This is a genomic window from Micromonospora sp. NPDC050200, from assembly GCF_040656135.1.
Lineage (GTDB): Bacteria > Actinomycetota > Actinomycetes > Mycobacteriales > Micromonosporaceae > Micromonospora.
The window spans coordinates 1-16398 of record NZ_JBFALG010000018.1; the positions used below are offsets into that span (position 1 = coordinate 1).

At 74.6% G+C, this 16398-nt stretch carries 15 protein-coding genes; 10 read left to right on the forward strand and 5 right to left on the reverse strand.

The features are described 5' to 3' along the window. Positions 1 to 94: 94 nt before the first annotated feature. Positions 95 to 907 (forward strand): DUF3097 domain-containing protein, encoded by an 813-nt coding sequence (locus AB0I41_RS14495; protein ID WP_357106561.1) that lies wholly within the window; start codon positions 95 to 97, stop codon positions 905 to 907. A 102-nt stretch (positions 908 to 1009) separates the two neighbouring features. On the opposite strand, the gene AB0I41_RS14500 is transcribed toward AB0I41_RS14495, so the two are convergent. Next, positions 1010 to 2323, reverse strand: coding sequence for a serine hydrolase domain-containing protein (locus AB0I41_RS14500; RefSeq protein ID WP_357106564.1), 1314 nt, complete (start codon positions 2321 to 2323; stop codon positions 1010 to 1012). Between the two features lie 90 nt (positions 2324 to 2413). On the opposite strand from AB0I41_RS14500, the gene AB0I41_RS14505 reads away from it, so the two are divergent. The 4 genes from AB0I41_RS14505 (at position 2414) to AB0I41_RS14520 (ending at position 7376) form a co-directional block, all read left to right on the forward strand. Then, on the forward strand, positions 2414 to 2887 hold the full coding sequence (locus AB0I41_RS14505; RefSeq protein WP_357106567.1) for an NfeD family protein: 474 nt from the start codon (positions 2414 to 2416) through the stop codon (positions 2885 to 2887). A 5-nt stretch (positions 2888 to 2892) separates the two neighbouring features. Beyond that, positions 2893 to 3999 (forward strand): SPFH domain-containing protein, encoded by a 1107-nt coding sequence (locus AB0I41_RS14510; RefSeq protein ID WP_357106570.1) that lies wholly within the window; start codon positions 2893 to 2895, stop codon positions 3997 to 3999. Positions 4000 to 4151: 152 nt separating this feature from the next. Continuing rightward, positions 4152 to 4949, forward strand: coding sequence for a hypothetical protein (locus tag AB0I41_RS14515; RefSeq protein WP_357106573.1), 798 nt, complete (start codon positions 4152 to 4154; stop codon positions 4947 to 4949). A 252-nt stretch (positions 4950 to 5201) separates the two neighbouring features. Then, positions 5202 to 7376, forward strand: a complete 2175-nt coding sequence (locus AB0I41_RS14520; RefSeq protein ID WP_357106576.1) for a transglycosylase domain-containing protein — start codon at positions 5202 to 5204, stop codon at positions 7374 to 7376. A 59-nt stretch (positions 7377 to 7435) separates the two neighbouring features. Here the strand turns inward: AB0I41_RS14520 and AB0I41_RS14525 are convergent, their stop codons facing one another. After that, positions 7436 to 7639 carry a GNAT family N-acetyltransferase gene (locus tag AB0I41_RS14525; protein ID WP_357106579.1) on the reverse strand — a complete coding sequence of 68 codons (204 nt, stop codon included), beginning with the start codon at positions 7637 to 7639 and terminating at the stop codon, positions 7436 to 7438. 34 nt (positions 7640 to 7673) lie between these two features. After that, positions 7674 to 8276: a thymidylate kinase gene (locus AB0I41_RS14530; protein WP_357106582.1), complete on the reverse strand. Its 603-nt coding sequence runs from the start codon at positions 8274 to 8276 to the stop codon at positions 7674 to 7676. Between AB0I41_RS14530 and AB0I41_RS14535 the strand changes: the two genes are divergently transcribed. The 4 genes from AB0I41_RS14535 to AB0I41_RS14550 all read left to right on the forward strand — a co-directional run bounded on the left by AB0I41_RS14535 (position 8275) and on the right by AB0I41_RS14550 (position 11968). Then, a complete protein-coding gene (locus tag AB0I41_RS14535; protein WP_357106585.1) occupies positions 8275 to 8442 on the forward strand; it encodes a hypothetical protein in 168 nt (55 codons plus the stop codon). The genes AB0I41_RS14530 and AB0I41_RS14535 overlap by 2 nt on opposite strands. Next, positions 8439 to 9320: an RNA methyltransferase gene (locus AB0I41_RS14540; protein ID WP_357106588.1), complete on the forward strand. Its 882-nt coding sequence runs from the start codon at positions 8439 to 8441 to the stop codon at positions 9318 to 9320. Before AB0I41_RS14535 ends, AB0I41_RS14540 begins: the two co-directional genes overlap by 4 nt. Positions 9321 to 9358: 38 nt before the next feature. Further along, the gene (locus AB0I41_RS14545; RefSeq protein ID WP_357106590.1) at positions 9359 to 9937 is read left to right on the forward strand and encodes a hypothetical protein; all 579 of its coding nucleotides are present in this window, start codon (positions 9359 to 9361) and stop codon (positions 9935 to 9937) included. A gap of 81 nt (positions 9938 to 10018) precedes the next feature. Continuing rightward, positions 10019 to 11968, forward strand: coding sequence for a PucR family transcriptional regulator (locus tag AB0I41_RS14550; protein ID WP_357106592.1), 1950 nt, complete (start codon positions 10019 to 10021; stop codon positions 11966 to 11968). Between the two features lie 130 nt (positions 11969 to 12098). On the opposite strand, the gene AB0I41_RS14555 is transcribed toward AB0I41_RS14550, so the two are convergent. Beyond that, positions 12099 to 13448, reverse strand: a complete 1350-nt coding sequence (locus AB0I41_RS14555) for a hypothetical protein (protein ID WP_357106594.1) — start codon at positions 13446 to 13448, stop codon at positions 12099 to 12101. A gap of 92 nt (positions 13449 to 13540) precedes the next feature. Here AB0I41_RS14555 and murD point away from each other — a divergent pair, with 92 nt between their 5' ends. Further along, complete coding sequence (gene murD, locus AB0I41_RS14560; RefSeq protein WP_357106596.1) at positions 13541 to 14887, forward strand: UDP-N-acetylmuramoyl-L-alanine--D-glutamate ligase; 1347 nt, start codon at positions 13541 to 13543, stop codon at positions 14885 to 14887. 54 nt (positions 14888 to 14941) lie between these two features. Here the strand turns inward: murD and AB0I41_RS14565 are convergent, their stop codons facing one another. After that, a complete protein-coding gene (locus AB0I41_RS14565) occupies positions 14942 to 15910 on the reverse strand; it encodes a hypothetical protein (protein ID WP_357106600.1) in 969 nt (322 codons plus the stop codon). Positions 15911 to 16398 lie beyond the last annotated feature (488 nt).

The window sequence follows — 16398 nt, forward strand, 5'->3', positions numbered from 1 at the left end:
CCGGCGTCACCACGATGTGGACCACAGCCGTGCGCGGGGCGCTCGGCGGCGCGTCGGCGGGCGGCGCGCCGGGCCGGCGGTTAGCGTGATCGACATGGCGCGGCGATACGGCGAGGACGTGCTGACGGGGGACTGGCGGCGGCGGAAGGTGACACCGGAGGTCGACGCCGAGCCGGACCTGGTGGTCGAGGACGCCGACTCCGGCTTCTGTGGCGCGGTGGTCGGTTTCGAGTCCGGTGCGGTGGTGTTGGAGGACCGGCACGGCCGGCGGCGCAACTTCCCGCTGCTGCCGGCGGCGTTCCTGCTCGACGGCCGGCCGGTGACGCTGCGCCGCCCGACCCGAGCCCCGGTGCCGGTGGCCCGCCGGCGGACCGCCTCCGGTTCGATCGCGGTCGACAACGTCCGGGCGCAGGTGGCCAAGGCCAGCCGGATCTGGGTGGAGGGCGTGCACGACGCCGCGCTGGTGGAGCGGATCTGGGGTGACGACCTGCGGATCGAGGGCGTGGTGGTCGAGCCCCTGGACGGCATCGACGCCCTGGACGCCGAGGTGCGTGCCTTCGCTCCGGGCCCGACCCGGCGGCTCGGGGTGCTGGTCGACCACCTGGTGCCCGGCTCCAAGGAGAGCCGGATCGTGGCGATGGTGACCTCGCCGCACGTGCTGGTCACCGGCCACCCGTACGTCGACGTCTGGCAGGCCGTGAAGCCGGCGGCGCTGGGCATCCCGGCGTGGCCGGTGGTGCCGCCGGGCCGGCCCTGGAAGGAAGGCGTCTGTGCGGCGCTCGGGGTGGCCGAGCCGGCGGGCATGTGGCGGCACATCCTGTCCCGCGTCGACAGCTTCGCCGACGTGGAGACGCCGCTGATCAACGCGATGGAACGCCTGATCGACTTCGTCACCGAGCCCGGCTGAGTCCGTCGTTGCGGCGGTGGGCGCGCACGGTCGCGGAGGCCGCCCGGTCGCCCCGGAGCCGGCCCAGCCGCCCACCTCGCCGGCGCCCGTGCCAGAGGTGGGTCAGGGCTCCTGGTCGGGGGTACGGGTGAAGACGAAGGTGGCGAGGTCGAGGGCGACCGCCCGGCCGACCTGATCGCGGAGGACGGTGAGGATCTCGCCGTCCTGGGCGCCGGTCCGGCCCCGCCAGCGGTCCCGGCCCTCGGGGGTGAACCGGAGCACCGGCTCGCCGACCCGGCCGGCCCACAACCCGCCGGCCTCGTCGGCGCGGAACTCGTACTCGACGCCCATCCACCACCAGCGGCCGGTCAGCTCGGCCAGCTCCTCGGCCGGCGGCTCGGCGGCCGGACGCCACGGCGTCACCGGCGCCGGCTCGGCGTCGAGCACCAGGGTGAGCAGTTGCCGGGCGAGCCCGCCGAGGTGACCGGAGCGCAGGCCGTACGAGTTGGCGTAGCCGACCACCGCGGTACGGCTCGGCCGGTGCACGGCCAGCGCGGCGACGTACCCGGGCATCGAGCCGCCGTGACCCACGTAGACCCGGTCGCCGACCCGGTAGAGCTCCACCCCGAGGCCGTGCCCGCCGGTCCACGAGTCCAGGTCGCTGATCACCACGGGCGCGCACATCTCGGTCAGCGTCTCCGGCGCGAGCACGGCCGGCTCGGGGTCGGCGAGGAACGCCGCCCAGCGGCCCAGGTCCGACACGGTGGACCAGAGCTGTCCGGCCGGCGCCATCGCCCCGGTGTCGGTACGCGGCTCCTCCCGCAGCGTGTCGTGCCAGGGGTGCACCACGTAGCCCCGGGCGTACGGCTCGGTGGCCTGATAGGTGGTGCGGTGCATGCCGAGCGGCGTCAGGATCCGCTCCCGCATCAGCTCCGCCCAGGGGGTGCCGGTGATCCGCTCCAGCGCCCCGCCGAGCAGCCCGTAGGCGAGGTTGGAGTAGTGGTACGACCGGTGCGGCGGGTACGCGATCTTCGCCGGGGTCAGCCCGGCGACCAGCGCCGCCAGGTCGCTGCCCTCGGTCCGCTCCCACCACTGCCCGTCCGGTTCCCGTTGCAGCCCCCCGGCGTGCCCGAGGAGTTGGCGCAGGGTGAGCGCGCCGACCGGCGTGCCGGGCAGGTGCCGCTCCAGCGGGTCGTCCAGGGCGAGCCGGCCGGCGTCGCGTTGCTGCATGACCAGCGTGGCCGTCATGGTCTTGCTGATCGAGCCGAGCCGGTACTGCAGGTCGACGTCGGGGTGCGGGTGGTCCCCGGCGGCGGCGAGGTGGGCGAGCGTCCCGTCGCGGACGACGCCCAGCGCCAACGACGGCGCGCGGCCGGTGGACTGTGCCTGGGCGACCAGCGCGTCGACCCGGCGGACGGTCTCGGGCAGCAGGGGCACGGCGTTCTCCTCGATCGGTCGCGGCGTTCCCCGTGAGCTTACTGATCATGGGGTTCGTCAGTGCGTGCGTACACGTGTCACCATCGAGTGGTGGACGCCGTGGTGTGGATCGTGCTGGGTGTGCTGCTGGGCGTCGCCGAGATCTTCACGACGACGTTCTTCCTGATCATGTTCGCCGCCGGCGCGTTCGCCGCCGCCGGGGCCGCCGCGCTGGGCGCCCCGGTCGCGGTGCAGGCGCTGGTGTTCGCCGTGGTGTCGGTGCTCTCGGTGGCGGTCGTCCGGCCGGTCATCCAGCGGCACGGGCGCAGCGCGCTGGAGACCGGCGAGCAGGCCTTCGGGGTGGAGGCGCTGGAGGGCGCCAACGCCCTGGTGCTGGAGCGGGTCGACGACGGGCGCGGTCTGGTCAAGATCGACGGTGAGTTGTGGAGCGCGCGGGCGTACGACGCGACGCAGTCGTTCGAGCCCGGTGAGCGGGTGCAGGTGATAAAGATCCGGGGCGCCACCGCCCTGGTGTGGCAGGACGACATTTCCTCCCCCGGCGAGTTGCCGGAAGCGAAAAGGTGAGCGGTATGGAGTTTGCAGCGGTCCTGTTGGTGGCCGTGGCGCTGATCGTCGTGGTGACGCTGGCCAAGGCGGTACGCATCGTGCCGCAGCAGCGTCAGGACGTGGTGGAGCGGCTCGGAAAGTACAAGCGCACCTTGAATCCGGGCCTGAACCTGCTGGTCCCGTTCGTCGACGCGGTGCGCACCAAGGTCGACATGCGTGAGCAGGTGGTCAGTTTCCCGCCGCAGCCGGTGATCACCTCGGACAACCTGGTCGTGTCGATCGACACGGTCCTCTACTTCAAGGTGGTCGACGCGGTCCGGGCCACCTACGAGATCTCGAACTTCCTCCAGGCCATCGAGCAGCTCACCGTCACCACGCTGCGTAACGTGATCGGTTCGCTCGACCTGGAGCGAGCGCTGACCAGCCGCGAGGAGATCAACCGGCACCTGTCGGGGGTGCTGGACGAGACCACCGGCCGGTGGGGCATCAAGGTCACCCGGGTCGAGATCAAGGCGATCGAGCCGCCGGCGAGCATCCGGGACTCGATGGAGAAGCAGATGCGCGCCGAGCGGGACCGTCGCGCGGCGATCCTCACCGCCGAGGGGCACAAGCAGTCGCAGATCCTCACCGCCGAGGGCGAGAAGCAGTCCGCCGTGCTGCGCGCCGACGGTGACCGGCAGGCCCGGATCCTCCAGGCCGAGGGTCAGGCGAAGGCGATCCGGACCGTGTTCGACGCGATCCACCAGGCCAACCCGAGCCAGAAGGTGCTCGCCTACCAGTACCTCCAGGCCCTGCCGCAGATCGCCAACGGCACCGCGAACAAGGTCTGGATCGTGCCGGCCGAGCTGACCAAGGCGCTGGAGGGGATGGGCGGCGCGCTCGGCGGGCTGAGCCGGATGGTCGGCGACGAGCCGGCGCCGGAGGCGGCCGACCGCGCCAGCGAGGTGGAGCGCGAGGCCGCGGAGGCGGCGCAGGCCGCAGCCGCGGCGGCTCAGCAGATCCACGACGAGGTACGCGTCGCCGAGGCACAGGTCACCGGCGGCAAGGGCCCGCAGGGGCTGCCGGCCCCGGAGCCGGTCTCCCCGGAGAGCCTGGTCAACGACCCGTCGGACCAGCGCGCACGCGGCTGATCCGGTGGCCGTCCGGAGCCGGACGGCAAATGCGAGAAACACTCATGCGGCGTCCCGGCGCCTGCCACGATCGGTCTGACGGACGGGTGGTGGCCAGGAGCCGGGGCGCCGGATGCGTCCCGCGCCGCCCGTCGGAGCGAGCGAGGTGACGCATGAAGGATCCGGCGCAGCGGCTCTTCTCCAGCACCCCCGTCCCAGGCGCGCACGATCCCGCCGGCCCGCTGGGCACCCGCCGTACCGGCGGAGGGTTCGGCGTGCTGCCCTTCGTCGGCGACCCGGCGCCCGCGGCGCCGGCGACCAACGCCAGCTGGGCCTGGTCGCTGCGGCGCTTCGCCCGCGCGGCGGTCTGGCTGCTCCCCGCGTACGCGGTCCTCTACGGCGTGGTGGCGATGGCCAGCGACGGCGGGGTGGGCAACGACCCGTACCCGGCCGACGGCCGGCCGCTCTACCTGGTGGGCTGGGTGGCCGCGGTCTGGCTGGGCCTGCTCGCCCTGCTGGCGTTGACCGGGCTGCTCGCCGCCACCCGTAGCCGCCGGGTGGCCGTCGCCGGGCTGCTGGTCAGCATCGCCGGCACCGTGCTGATGCTGCCCTTCGCCGGGCTGGCCGAACAGACCCCGGTCTTCGGCACCACCGCCCGGATGCTCGTCCTGGTCGGCTCGACCTTCTACAGCGTCGGCTGGCTGTTCACCGGATGGTCGGTGGCCCGCTCCGGGATGTTCTCCATGGGCGACGGCGTGATGCTCATGATCGCCGCGCCGCTGCTCGGTCTCGGCGGCGCCCTGGTCGGCTCGCTGCAGACCTTCGGCGCCATCTTCGTACTGATCTCGGGGATCGGCATCGGCTACCGTGCCGGCCGGCTGGTTCCTGCCGCGATCGCCCGCGACGCCGCCACCGCCAGCGTCGCCACCCCGACCGGCGGCGGCCCCCAGGGCCCCCTCTCCGCCGCCTGACCCCGGTCCCACCCCGGCCTTCGCCGAGTTGATCAAGAGGTTTGTGTCGGGAGACGGCCTCCGGATGACGCAAACCTCTTGATCGATCCCGGGAGGTGGCGCGGGGGCGGAAAGGGGAGGAGAGGGAGTGACGGGCAGGGAGGGGACGGCAGGGGCGTGGGACGGAGAGACGGCTGGCAGGTCACCGTGAGTTAGCTGACAATCGCGTGCCGGGGTGGGCCGCCGCCCGCATCCGTGGCAATCCTGGACAGCATGCCCCGACCCCGGTCGCCGCTGTCGCGGCTCTTCACCGTGCTGCTCGCCGGCCTGTTGGCCGGCCTTGTCCTCGCGGTCGCCGCGCTGCCGGGCAACCTGCTCGCCGGGGTCGCCACCAAGGTGGCCCTCGGGGCGTACGACGAGCTGCCGGCGGCGCTGCGCACGCCGGTCACCCCGCAGCGTTCCTACCTCTACGCCAACGACGGCAGGACGCTCCTCACCACGTTCTACGACGTCAACCGCACGGACGTGCCGCTGGCCGAGATCGCCCCGGTGATGCGGCAGGCGATCGTGGCCGCCGAGGACCGCCGCTTCTACGCGCACGGCGGCGCCGACCTGCGCGGCCTGGCCCGCGCCCTGGTCGCCAACGTGACCGGCGGTTCGGCGCAGGGCGGCTCGACGCTGACCATGCAGTACGTCCGCAACGTGCTCAAGACCGACCCGAGCCGCACCGCCGAGGAGCGGCAGGCGGCCACCGAGCAGACCGTCGGGCGCAAGCTCCAGGAGATCCGGTACGCCACCGCGCTGGAGGACTCGCTCAGCAAGGACGAAATCCTCAACCGCTACCTGAACATCGCGTACTTCGGCTCCGGGGCGTACGGCGTCGCGGCGGCCAGCCAGCGCTACTTCGGCAAGGCGCCGGCCGACCTGACCCTCGGCGAGGCTGCCCTGCTCGCCGGACTGGTCCAGTCCCCGGACGAGTACAGCCCGATCGACGGTGACAAGGACGCGGCGCTGAACCGGCGCGGGTACGTGCTCGGCGCGATGGTCGACACCGGCGCGATCACCGAGGCCGAGGCCGCGCGGGCGCGGGCCGAGAAGCTGACGCTGCACCCCACCGCCCAGCCCAACGGCTGCGTGGCCACCCAGACCGACGACGCCGGCTTCTTCTGCGACTACCTGCGCCGCTGGTGGCTGGAGCAGCCCGCCTTCGGTGCCACCGCCGAGGAGCGGGAGCAGGCCCTGCGCCGGGGCGGCTACCAGGTGGTCACCTCGCTCGACCCCGACGTGCAGGCCACCGCCGTCAGCCAGGCCCGCAAGGTCTACGCCGACGACGACAAGCGCGCGCTGCCGATCGCGGCGGTCGAGCCGGGCACCGGCCGGGTGCTGGCGATGGCGGTCAACCGGCAGTACGGCGTAACGGGCAAGCAGACCGTCAACCCGCTGATCTCCGGCGGCGGCAGCGTCGAGGGCTACCAGGCCGGCTCGACCTTCAAGCTGTTCACCATGCTCGCCGCGCTGGAGGCCGGCAAGCCCCTCGCCACCGGTTTCGACGCCCCCAGCCGCCTGCCCACCCGGTACGCCGCGGAGGGCGAGGGCAGCTGCGACGGCCGGTGGTGCCCGGCCAACGCCAACCCGGAGCGGATGGACGGCTACCGGATGATGTGGGACGGCTTCGGCCGCTCCGTGAACACCTACTTCGTCTGGCTGGCGGAGCAGGTCGGCGAGGACAAGGTGGTGGAGATGGCGCAGCGCCTGGGGATCACCTTCCGCGCCGAGGCCGACGCCGCCTTTGCCGAGAACGACGCCGCCAACTGGGGCGCGTTCACCCTCGGCGTGGCCGCCACCACCCCGCTCGACCTGGCCAACGCGTACGCCACCGTGGCCGCCGAGGGGACGTACTGCACCCCGACGCCAGTGGTGTCGGTGACCGCGCCGGACGGCACGAAGGTGCCGGTCGGCCAGCCGGCCTGCAAGCGGGTGCTGGAGGCCGACGTGGCCCGGGCCGCGACCGACGCGGCGCGCTGCCCGGTCGGCCAGCAGTCCGCGTACGGCCAGTGCAACGGCGGCACGGCCAGCGGGGTGGACCGGATCGTGGGCCGCCCGGTCGCCGGCAAGACCGGCAGTTCGGAGAAGAACGCCACCGAGACCTTCGTCGGGTTCACCCCGCAGGTGGCGGTCGCCGGGATCGCCGCCAACCCGGACGACCCGAGCGACGCCGTCGGCGCCGCCGTGCAGACCAAGGTGATCGACGCGGTCGCCCGCACCATCCGGGCCGCGGTCGACGGCCAGCCGGTCCGCGACTTCACCGCGCCGAGCCGCGAGCTGGCCGGCGACCCGCAGCGCCCCGAGCCGCCCCGGCCGTCGCTGCGACCGACCGAGCCCCCGCAGCAGCAGGACCAGGGCCTCCCGCCCGACCTCCTCCGGTGGCTCCAGAACCGCCGCGGCTGACCCGTCGGCCTGAGATCTTGGACAGTTACCGTTCCCTCGGCACGGTAACTGTCCAAGATTCATGGAGTCGGGAGGTGCGGGCCGACGCGGAACATGCCGGTCATGTCGTCGTGAACGGCGTAGCCGAAGCGGCGGTAGAGGGCGACCGACTCACCGGCGGCGAAGAGCCCCACGAATGCCCCCGGCGAGGCATGACCGGCGATCCACTCCTCCAGGCGGCGCAGGATGGCCGCCCCGACGCCCCGGCGCTGCCGTTCGGGCACCACCGCCAGGTCGGGCCGCGCCCGGTCCGACGGTTTACCGGCCGACCAAGGGACGGATCACCCGGTCCAGGTCCGCGGCGACCGCCTCCCGGTCGGCGTTCCCGTCGAGTACCACGAAGCCGGCGAACTCGGGCAGCGCCCGGTAGGCGGCGTCCAGCGCGGTCAGGTGGCCCAGCTCCTCGGTGTCGATGCCCCGCTCGCGCACCCGCAGCTGCGCCAGCGCGGGCGACACCGCCAGGAAGCAGACCAGGTCGGGCCGGGGGAAGAGCGCGTACACGGCCCGGACCAGCCGTACCCCCCGGGCGCCGCGGGCCCGCATGATCACGTACTGGCACCAGGTCCAGCGGTCCATCACGCCGACCCGCCCGGTCAGCCGGACCCCGGCCACCGCCCGCGCGAGGGCCAGCCAGCGCACCGCCGCCTCCAGCGCCGCATAGCGGCGCCGGCCGAACAGGTGTACGCCGTCGCGCCGCCCGAGCCGGTGGGCGAGCGCGTTCCACAGCGGCCGGCCGCCGGCGTTCTCGAAGTACGTGGCCCGGACGCCCCGCTCGGACAGCCGCCGGGCCAGCGCCCGGGCCTGCGTCGACTTGCCGGAGCCGTCGACCCCGAGCAGCGCGATGATCACGGGACGGGCCATGCCCCGGCACGCTAGCCGGCGCGGGCAAGAAACAGTTCCGGTCGTGCTCGGCGGCGGCCGGCCGGTCTGCCCCGACGGCCCGGAGCGCCTGGATCTGCGGCTGGCCGGGTCGCGCGTCTTCGACGGCCGGACGGTGCTGCTGCGCTACCCGCGCCCGGCGGGGTGAGCGTGGCCCGGGTCGCCCCGCCGACCCGCCCCGGACGCTGCGTCACGGGCACCCGGCAGAATCGACGGGTGCCCGTCCACCAGATCACCGACCCCGACGACGACCGGATCGCCGACTACCGCGCGCTGACCGACGTCGAGCTGCGTACCCGCTGGGAGCCCCCGCATGGGCTCTTCATCGCCGAGGGGGAGCTGGTGCTGCGGCGGGCGCTGCGCGCCGGCTATCCCGCCCGGTCGTACCTGGTCGACGCCAAGCGGGTCGACCAGCTCGCCGACCTCGACACCGGCGACGCGCCGGTCTACGCCGCCACCCCGGACGTGCTCCAGCGGGCAACCGGCTTCCACGTGCACCGGGGTGTGCTCGCCTCGTTCCGCCGCAAGCCGCTGCCGGCCGCCGCCGAGGTGCTGGCCGCCGCCCGCCGGGTGGTGATCCTGGAGGACGTCAACAACCATACGAATCTGGGCGCCATTTTCAGGGCGGTGGCGGGGCTCGGGGTGGATGCGGTGCTGCTCTCCCCGACCTGCGCCGATCCGCTCTACCGGCGCAGCGTACGGGTCAGCATGGGCGAGGTCTTCGCCGTCCCGTACGCGAAGCTGGAGCCCTGGCCGGACGCGCTCGCCGAGGTGCGGGCGGCCGGTTTCACCGTGCTGGCGATGACCCCGGCCCCCGACGCGGTGCCCATCCAGCACCTCGACGCCGCCCAGCGGGCCCGCGCGGCGCTGCTGCTCGGCGCGGAGGGCGCCGGGCTGACCCGGGCCGCGATGGACGCCAGCGACGCCCGGGTGGTCATCCCGATGCGTCGCGGCGTCGACTCGCTCAACGTGGCCGCCGCCACGGCGGTGGCCTGCTGGGAGCTGGGCCGCGACGACCCGCTCTGACCCCCACGGCGGGCGCCGGAGTCGGTAAGGTCGCCGGCGTGCATCCGGTGCTGGCTGGTCGCGGCGTGGTCTGGAGCGCCCACGGGGTCGCCGTCGGCGGGGCCGCGATCCTGCTGTGGGCGTTCAGCGTTCCCGGTTTCTCGGTGCTGCTCGCGATGACCGCCGCCCCCGTGTTCGGCGGGGCGGCCCTGCTCTGGGTCGTCGGGGCGCAGGCGTCGCACGTGGCCGGCCGGACCTGGCCGTGGTGGCTGCCGGTGGCGCCGTTCATGGCGGTCGTCGTGCTGGCGCTGCTGGTCATCGGGGTGCCGGTGCGGGTGCGCTGGGCGCTGAACCGGGAGGCGTTCGAGACGGTCGTCGCCGGCCTGCCGCGATCCACCCCGGCGACGAGATTCGACCGGGTGGAGGTGCCTGCCCGGGTGGGTGGCTACGGCATCAGAAGCGCCTGCCTGGTGCCCGGCGGGGTCGTCTTCTACGAGGAGCACGGCGCGTTCTTCGACGATGCCGGCTTCGCCTACCTGCCGGGCGGTCCCACCTCGTCGCTCGGCAACGGTTCCTTCGAGTCACCCACCTTCAGGTCCCTCGGTGGCGGCTGGTACGGCTGGACGGCGAGCTGGTGAGCGCCGCCCGGTCGACCCGGTGGGGGCCGCCCGAGTAGCCGGCGTGTCGAACTTCGGAGTCACGGACGGTAGCGTGTCGCCGTGTTCCCTACCGTGCGTGAGGTGCTGGCGCTGGACCCGGTCCGCCACGGCGCGCCGCGCCTGGTCGCCGGGGATGCCGGCCTGGACCGGCCGGTCCGCTGGGTGCACGTCGCCGAGGTGCCCGACATCGCCACCCTGCTCGGCGGCGGTGAGCTGGTGCTCACCACCGGCATCGGGCTGCCCGCCGACGACGCGGGCCTGCGCGCCTTCATCTGCGACCTGGCCGGCGTCGGTGTCTCCGGTCTGGTGGTCGAGTTGGGCCGCCGGTACCTCAGCGGGGTGCCGCGGGTGATGGCGGCCGCCGCCGAGCGACGCGGCCTGCCCCTGGTCGAGCTGCGCCGGGCCACCCCGTTCGTCCGGATCACCGAGGCGGTGCACGCGCTGATCGTCGACGCCCAGCTCACCGAGCTGCGCGCCACCGAGGAGATCCACCAGCGCTTCACCGAACTGTCGGTCGAGGACGCCGGCCCGGCCGAGGTGGTGCGGCAGGCCGCCGAGCTGGCCGGCTGCCCGGTGGTGCTGGAGAACCTGTCCCGGCAGGTCCTCGCGTACGACCCGGCGGGGGAGAGCGCCGAGCTGCTGCTGGACGGCTGGGAGCAGCACTCCCGCCGGATCCGCCCCGCCGGGCGGACCGCGTACGACGCGGACAGCGGCTGGCTGGTGACCACCGTCGGCGCCCGGGGACAGGACTGGGGACGGCTGCTGCTGCGCTGGCCCGGCGGGGGCGACCTGGCCGCCGGCGGCACCCTCGGCGGCCGTCCGGCGGGCACCCCGCCCACCCGGCTGACGATCCTGGTGGAGCGGGCCGCTTCCACCCTGGCGCTGGGCCGGCTGATCCGGCGCGACGCCGAGGGCCTGGAACGGCAGATCCACCGGACGCTGCTGACCGCCCTGCTCGACCACTCCCGCCCGGTCGACGAGGTCGCGCTGCGCGCGCGGGCGCTCGGCGTCACGCTCGAACGCCGTCACTTGGTCGGGGTGGTGGTCCGGCACCGCCTCGACGACCCCGCCGCCGAGGTCGGCGTGCCGGGGGAGAGCGGCCTGTCGGCCGAGGCGGCCCCGGAGGCCGGCCCGGGGCGGCTGCGGGATCTCGCCGAGGCGGTGGGGCAGGCGCTGCGGGAGGCGAAGCTGACCGCACTGACCAGCGCCGTCGACGACCAGGCGGTGGGCGCGCTGCTCGCCCTGCCGGACGGGGCCGCGGAGGAACGCGCGCTGACCGCGTTCGCCACCGCCCTGCGCCGGATCCGGCTCGACAGCACCCCGGCCCGCCCGGGTCGCGCTGAGGCAGCCCCGGCCCGCCCGGTTCCGGGTCGCGTGGAGGTGGGCCCGGGCCGGCTGGTCCCGGGTCATGCGGAGGCGGGCTCAGGTCGGTCGGTTCCGGGTGGTGCGGAGGTCGGCTCGGGTCGGTCTGTTCCGGGCCAGGTGGAGACCGGACCCGTCGGGGTGGCCCCGGGCCGGGCGGAGGCTGGCTTCCGGCCGGTGGTCGCGGGCATTCTGCCGGACGCGGTGATCGTCGCCGCCGGATCCGGGGTGGGCAGCCTGCGGGAGGCGCGACGCTCGCTGATCGAGGCCCGGCAGATCGCCGACGCCGCCCGGCGGGATCGCCGTGACCTGCCCATCTTCCGGCTGCCGCACGTCGGGCTCGCCGGGCTGCTGCACCTGCTGCGCGACGAGCCCCGGGTGCAGACCTTCGTCGAGCGGGAACTCGGCGCGTTGCTCGCCCACGACGCCCAGCACCCCCGGGAACAACTGCTCGGCACGCTCCGGGCGTACCTCGAACAGGGTCGCAACAAGTCGGCGGCGGCCGCCGCGGCGCATTTGTCCCGGCCGGCGTTCTACGAGCGGCTGGCCCGCATCGCCCGCATCCTCGACGTCGACCTGGACTCGGTCGAGGCCTGCCTCTCCCTCCACGTGGCCCTGCTCGCCCTCGACGCCATCCGCACCCCCTGACCCACCCCGCCAGCCCAGCCCGGCCCGTCGATCATGGAGTTAGCGGGGGCGAACCGGTCGAATCGCACCGCCAACCTCATGATCAACGGGCGCTGGGGTTCGGGCGCTGGGGTTCGCGGCGGTGGGGACGTCAGGTCAGGGCGGTGAGGGCCTTGGCGTAGGGGGCGGGGACGAAGTTCGGGCCGCCGGGGGTGAAGACGTCCGAGGTCGCCGCCGCGGACCAGGCGGTCTCCGGGACCGCGTCGACCAGGGCGCGGACCACCGGGGCGTCGCGCCACTGCTCCTGCTCGGCGAGCAGGCTCAGCGCCACCACCGACTCCTCCACCTCGCCGACGCACTCGAACGGCTTGTGCCCGTCGACGCCGAGCAGTTCCCGGTACCCGGGGATCTGCGCCGGGTCGGCCAGCAGGTCGCCGCCGAAGATCCGCACGACCCGCTCCCGGGGCATGAACGGAGCCATGGCCAGGAAGACGAACCGGCACTTGGGGCAGTTGCGGCACCAGCGCTCGCTCGCGTCGCGTAGCTTGAACGCGGCGTTGCAGCTGGTCACGACCGCGTCGTACCGGTCGATCTCGGCGAAGAGCCGGGCGATGTGCAGCTCCGACAGCGAACGCAGCAGCGAGAAGTACGGCTCGGTGAGACCGGCGTGCTCGGCCAGCGCCGCCCGCAGCAGCCCCTCCGCCTCGACGCCCTTGGACCACTGGTGGTTGATCTCGTGACCGTTCCAGACCAGGTTCGGGTCGGACGCGGAGCGCTCGTTGGACATCACCACCGGGCCGAGCCCGTGCAGCACGGCGGTGGCGACCGCGATCAGCGAGTTGATCGCGGTGACCGGGATGTGGCCGTTGAGCGCGCCGGCCGCGTTGAGGTCGAACAGCACCGGGTCGATCCGCCGGCGGGCGGCGAGGGGGGTGAGCCCGGACGCCTCGTTCACCGAGACGATCACGTGGTTGGGGTTGACCGAGAACGGCACCGGGTCGAAACCGGCCCGGCGCAGCGCCTCCAGGCTGACGATGGAGTCCTTTCCGCCGCCGACAGCCGAGAGCGGACGCTGGTCGGAGTCGTCGTACCCGCGGGCCGGGGAGACGGTGCCGGCCGGCACCTCGGGGCGCAGCTCCAGCACGTGCGGCAGCTGGTTGCGGTAGGCGTACTCGGCCAGGCCCTTGGTGTAGATGCCGGTGACCAGTTCGGCGGCGGCCGCGCCCAGCGGCGCCGGCAGCACCAGCCGACGCGGCGCGGCGGCCTTGTAGTAGCTGACCCCGGCGACCACGTGCAGCAGCTCCAGGACCCGGCCCAGGGTGGCCACGGTCGCGTCCGACGGCGGATCCGCGGGCAGCGGCAGCGTGATCACCTCGGTGAACCGCTGCTCGCCGTCGGGGCCGGTCAGGGCGTAGTCGAACAACGCCTCGCCCGTGGCGAGATCGATCGAGTAGGACGGGAAGGTGAAGGCGTCCATCCGCCGGAGCTGCTCGTTGGGCACACGCCATACTAGGCCCTGGTTCGTCCGGCCGTGTCCGGCTGCGCCGGACCGTGCCCCGTGCAACGCCGTCGAGACCCCCGAGGAGAGAGCCCGTGCGCCTGTCTGACCTGCGCGGACGTACCGTCGCCGTCTGGGGGGCCGGCCGCGAGGGCCGGGCCGCCGTGACCGCCATCGCCGCGCACGGCCCGGCCGACCTGGTCGCCGTCGACGACAGCGCCAACTTCCTCACCCTGCCCTGGGAGGGGCCGCTCGCCGAGGCCGCGCCCCTGGTCACCGGCGCGGAGGGCTTCGACCGGCTGGCCGCCGCCGACGTCGTGGTCCGCTCCCCGGGCGTGCCGCAGACCCACCCGTGGCTGGTGGAGCTGCGCCGCCGCGGGGCCACCGTCACCCAGGGCACCGCGCTCTGGATGGCCGACCACGCCGACCGGACCGTCGGGGTCACCGGCAGCAAGGGCAAGAGCACCACGTCCAGCCTGATCAGCCACCTGCTCGCCGCGGTCGACCGGCCGAACGTCTTCGGCGGCAACATCGGCGTGCCCACCCTCGACCTGCCCGAGGCCGACCTGTACGTGCTGGAGCTGTCCAGCTACCAGTGCAGCGACCTGGCCGACTCGCCCCGGGTCGCCGTGGTCACCGCGCTCTTCCCCGAGCACCTCGACGCGCACGGCGGCGAGGCGGAGTACTACCGGGACAAGCTCAACCTGCTCGCGTACGGCCCGCGCACCGTGGTGGTCAACGGCGGCGACCCCCGGCTCGCCCTCGAACTGGGCGACCGGGCCGCCGTGCGCGCCGGCCGGCCCGACACCGCCAACGTGGCCACCGGCCCCGACGGCACGCCCTGGTTCCACCTGGCCGACCAGCCGCTCTTCCCGCGCGCCGTGCTGCCGCTGGTGGGCCGGCACAACGAGACCAATCTCTGCGTCGCGCTGGCCGTGCTCGACGCGCTCGGCGTGGACGTGGTGGCCCGCAAGGACACCCTCGCGATCGCGGTCGCCGGGTTCCAGGGGCTGGCCCACCGGCTCACCGAGATCGCCGACCCGTCCGGCCTCACCTTCGTCGACGACACCCTCGCCACCAGCCCGTACGCGGCGATGCACGCGATCGACGCGTACGAGGGGCGGCCGTTGACGGTGATCGTCGGCGGCACCGACCGGGGCCTGGACTACAGCCCGCTCGCCGAGCACCTGGCCGAGCGGGAGATCACCGTGATCGGCATCCCGGACAGCGGCCCCCGCATCGTCGAGGCGCTGGCCGGGCTGCCGGCGGTGCGTACCGAACTCGCCGAGGACCTGGTGGCGGCGGTGGGGCTGGCCCGCAAGCTCACCCCGTCCGGCGGGGTCGTCCTGCTGTCGCCGGCCGCGCCCAGCTACGGGCGGTTCCGCAACTTCGAGCACCGCTCCGAGGTCTTCGCCCAGGCGGTCGCCGACACCGCCCGGTGACCCTGACCGCCGGTCCCCGCCCCGCCCACCAGGGCGCGCGGGGCGGGGTCGAGGTCAGCCGAGCACCTCGTGCAGGGCCCGCATCGCGCGGATGGCCGAGCGGATCTCCTGGAGGTAGCGCCCCGGGGTGAGGGTCGGCTCGGGCAGCCGGGTCAGGTCGGGCAGGGCCGGGTCGACGCCGACGGTCTCGATCGAGCAGCCGTACGGCACCGCCAGGGTGCGCAGCGCGTCGCAGTGCTGGAACGGCACGTAGATCGGCGCGGTCACCACCAGCACCGCGTCGCCAGGGGAGAGCCGGACGTGCGCGGCCCAGAACCGCTGGGTGTCCGCGGTGTGCGCGCGCCGCCGCTCCGGTTCGCTGGACGGGGCGGCGAGCACCCGGACCGGCGGCAGCCCGTCCGGCCGGTAGGTCCGCGAGGACCAGGAGTGGTGCGGGTGGCCGGTGTCCCGGCCGTCCTCCTCGCTCGGTGCGGCGACCCCGAGAACCCACCGGACCGCCGCGTCGAGCGCGTCCACCTCGGTGTCGGCCTCGATCCCCGTACCGGCCAGCACGGCCCGCTCCACCTCGGACAGCGGCCGGAAGCTGCCGAGCACGGCCACCTCGCCGGCCACCGCCGGGCCGTGCCGCACCAGCTGGGCGGCGTACGCGACGCGCCGCAGGCAGGCGTGCGCCAGCCCACCCAGGACCACCAGGTGGGCGTACCGGGGTTGGGCCGGTGGCACCGGGCGGACCAGGCCGAGCGCCTCGGCGGTGGCGCGCACCAGCCCGGCGGTGGCGGGGTCGAGGGCGGGTTCCCGCGCCTCGGGGCGTTCCCGGCCGCCCCGGAAGTCCCAGTGCCGGGCGGAGAAGTCGTCCAGCCCGGCCAGCACGGCCGTCAGGTCGCCGGCCGGCCAGTCGCCGCCGAACCGTGCGACCAGCGCGCGCAGCGGCGGGGACTCCACCCAGGCGCGCACCCCCCGGGCGACCTGCGCCGGCGACGCGCCCGCCGCCCCGGTCGGCAGCGCCACGTCCGCGATCCGCACCACCGGATCGTACCGGCGAGGGGCGGCTCGGACGGCGGACCCTTGTGGATCGGCACTGCCCCGGCCACCCCACGAGATCGGGGATTGTCGATGGTCGGTGACGCGCTCCGTCGACCTTCCGCCGGGCGTACGGGATCCGTCAGCGGGCTGGTCCGGCTGGTCGCGCACACCGATCCGGTGGCGCTGCCGCTGGTTGCGGGGTGCCGGTCGCCGGCCGTCGCCCTGGCCGGGGCTGGGCCGCCTTCGCGCTGCTGTCACCGCCCTGCACCAGCCGCCGCGCCGCCGCCGTGAGCCCGCCCCGGACGCGCCGGTCCGGCGTGCCCCGGACGCGCCGGTCCGGCGTGCCCTGGACGCGCCGGTCCGGCCCGCCCCCGGACGCGTCCGACCACGGCCGAGCGTGGCGCGACGACCGGGCGGTCGCCCTGCGGAATAAGTCGCGGATCGGCCTCGCCCCCATCGGAAATGATGGCGAAGGCCGCCGTCCGCCC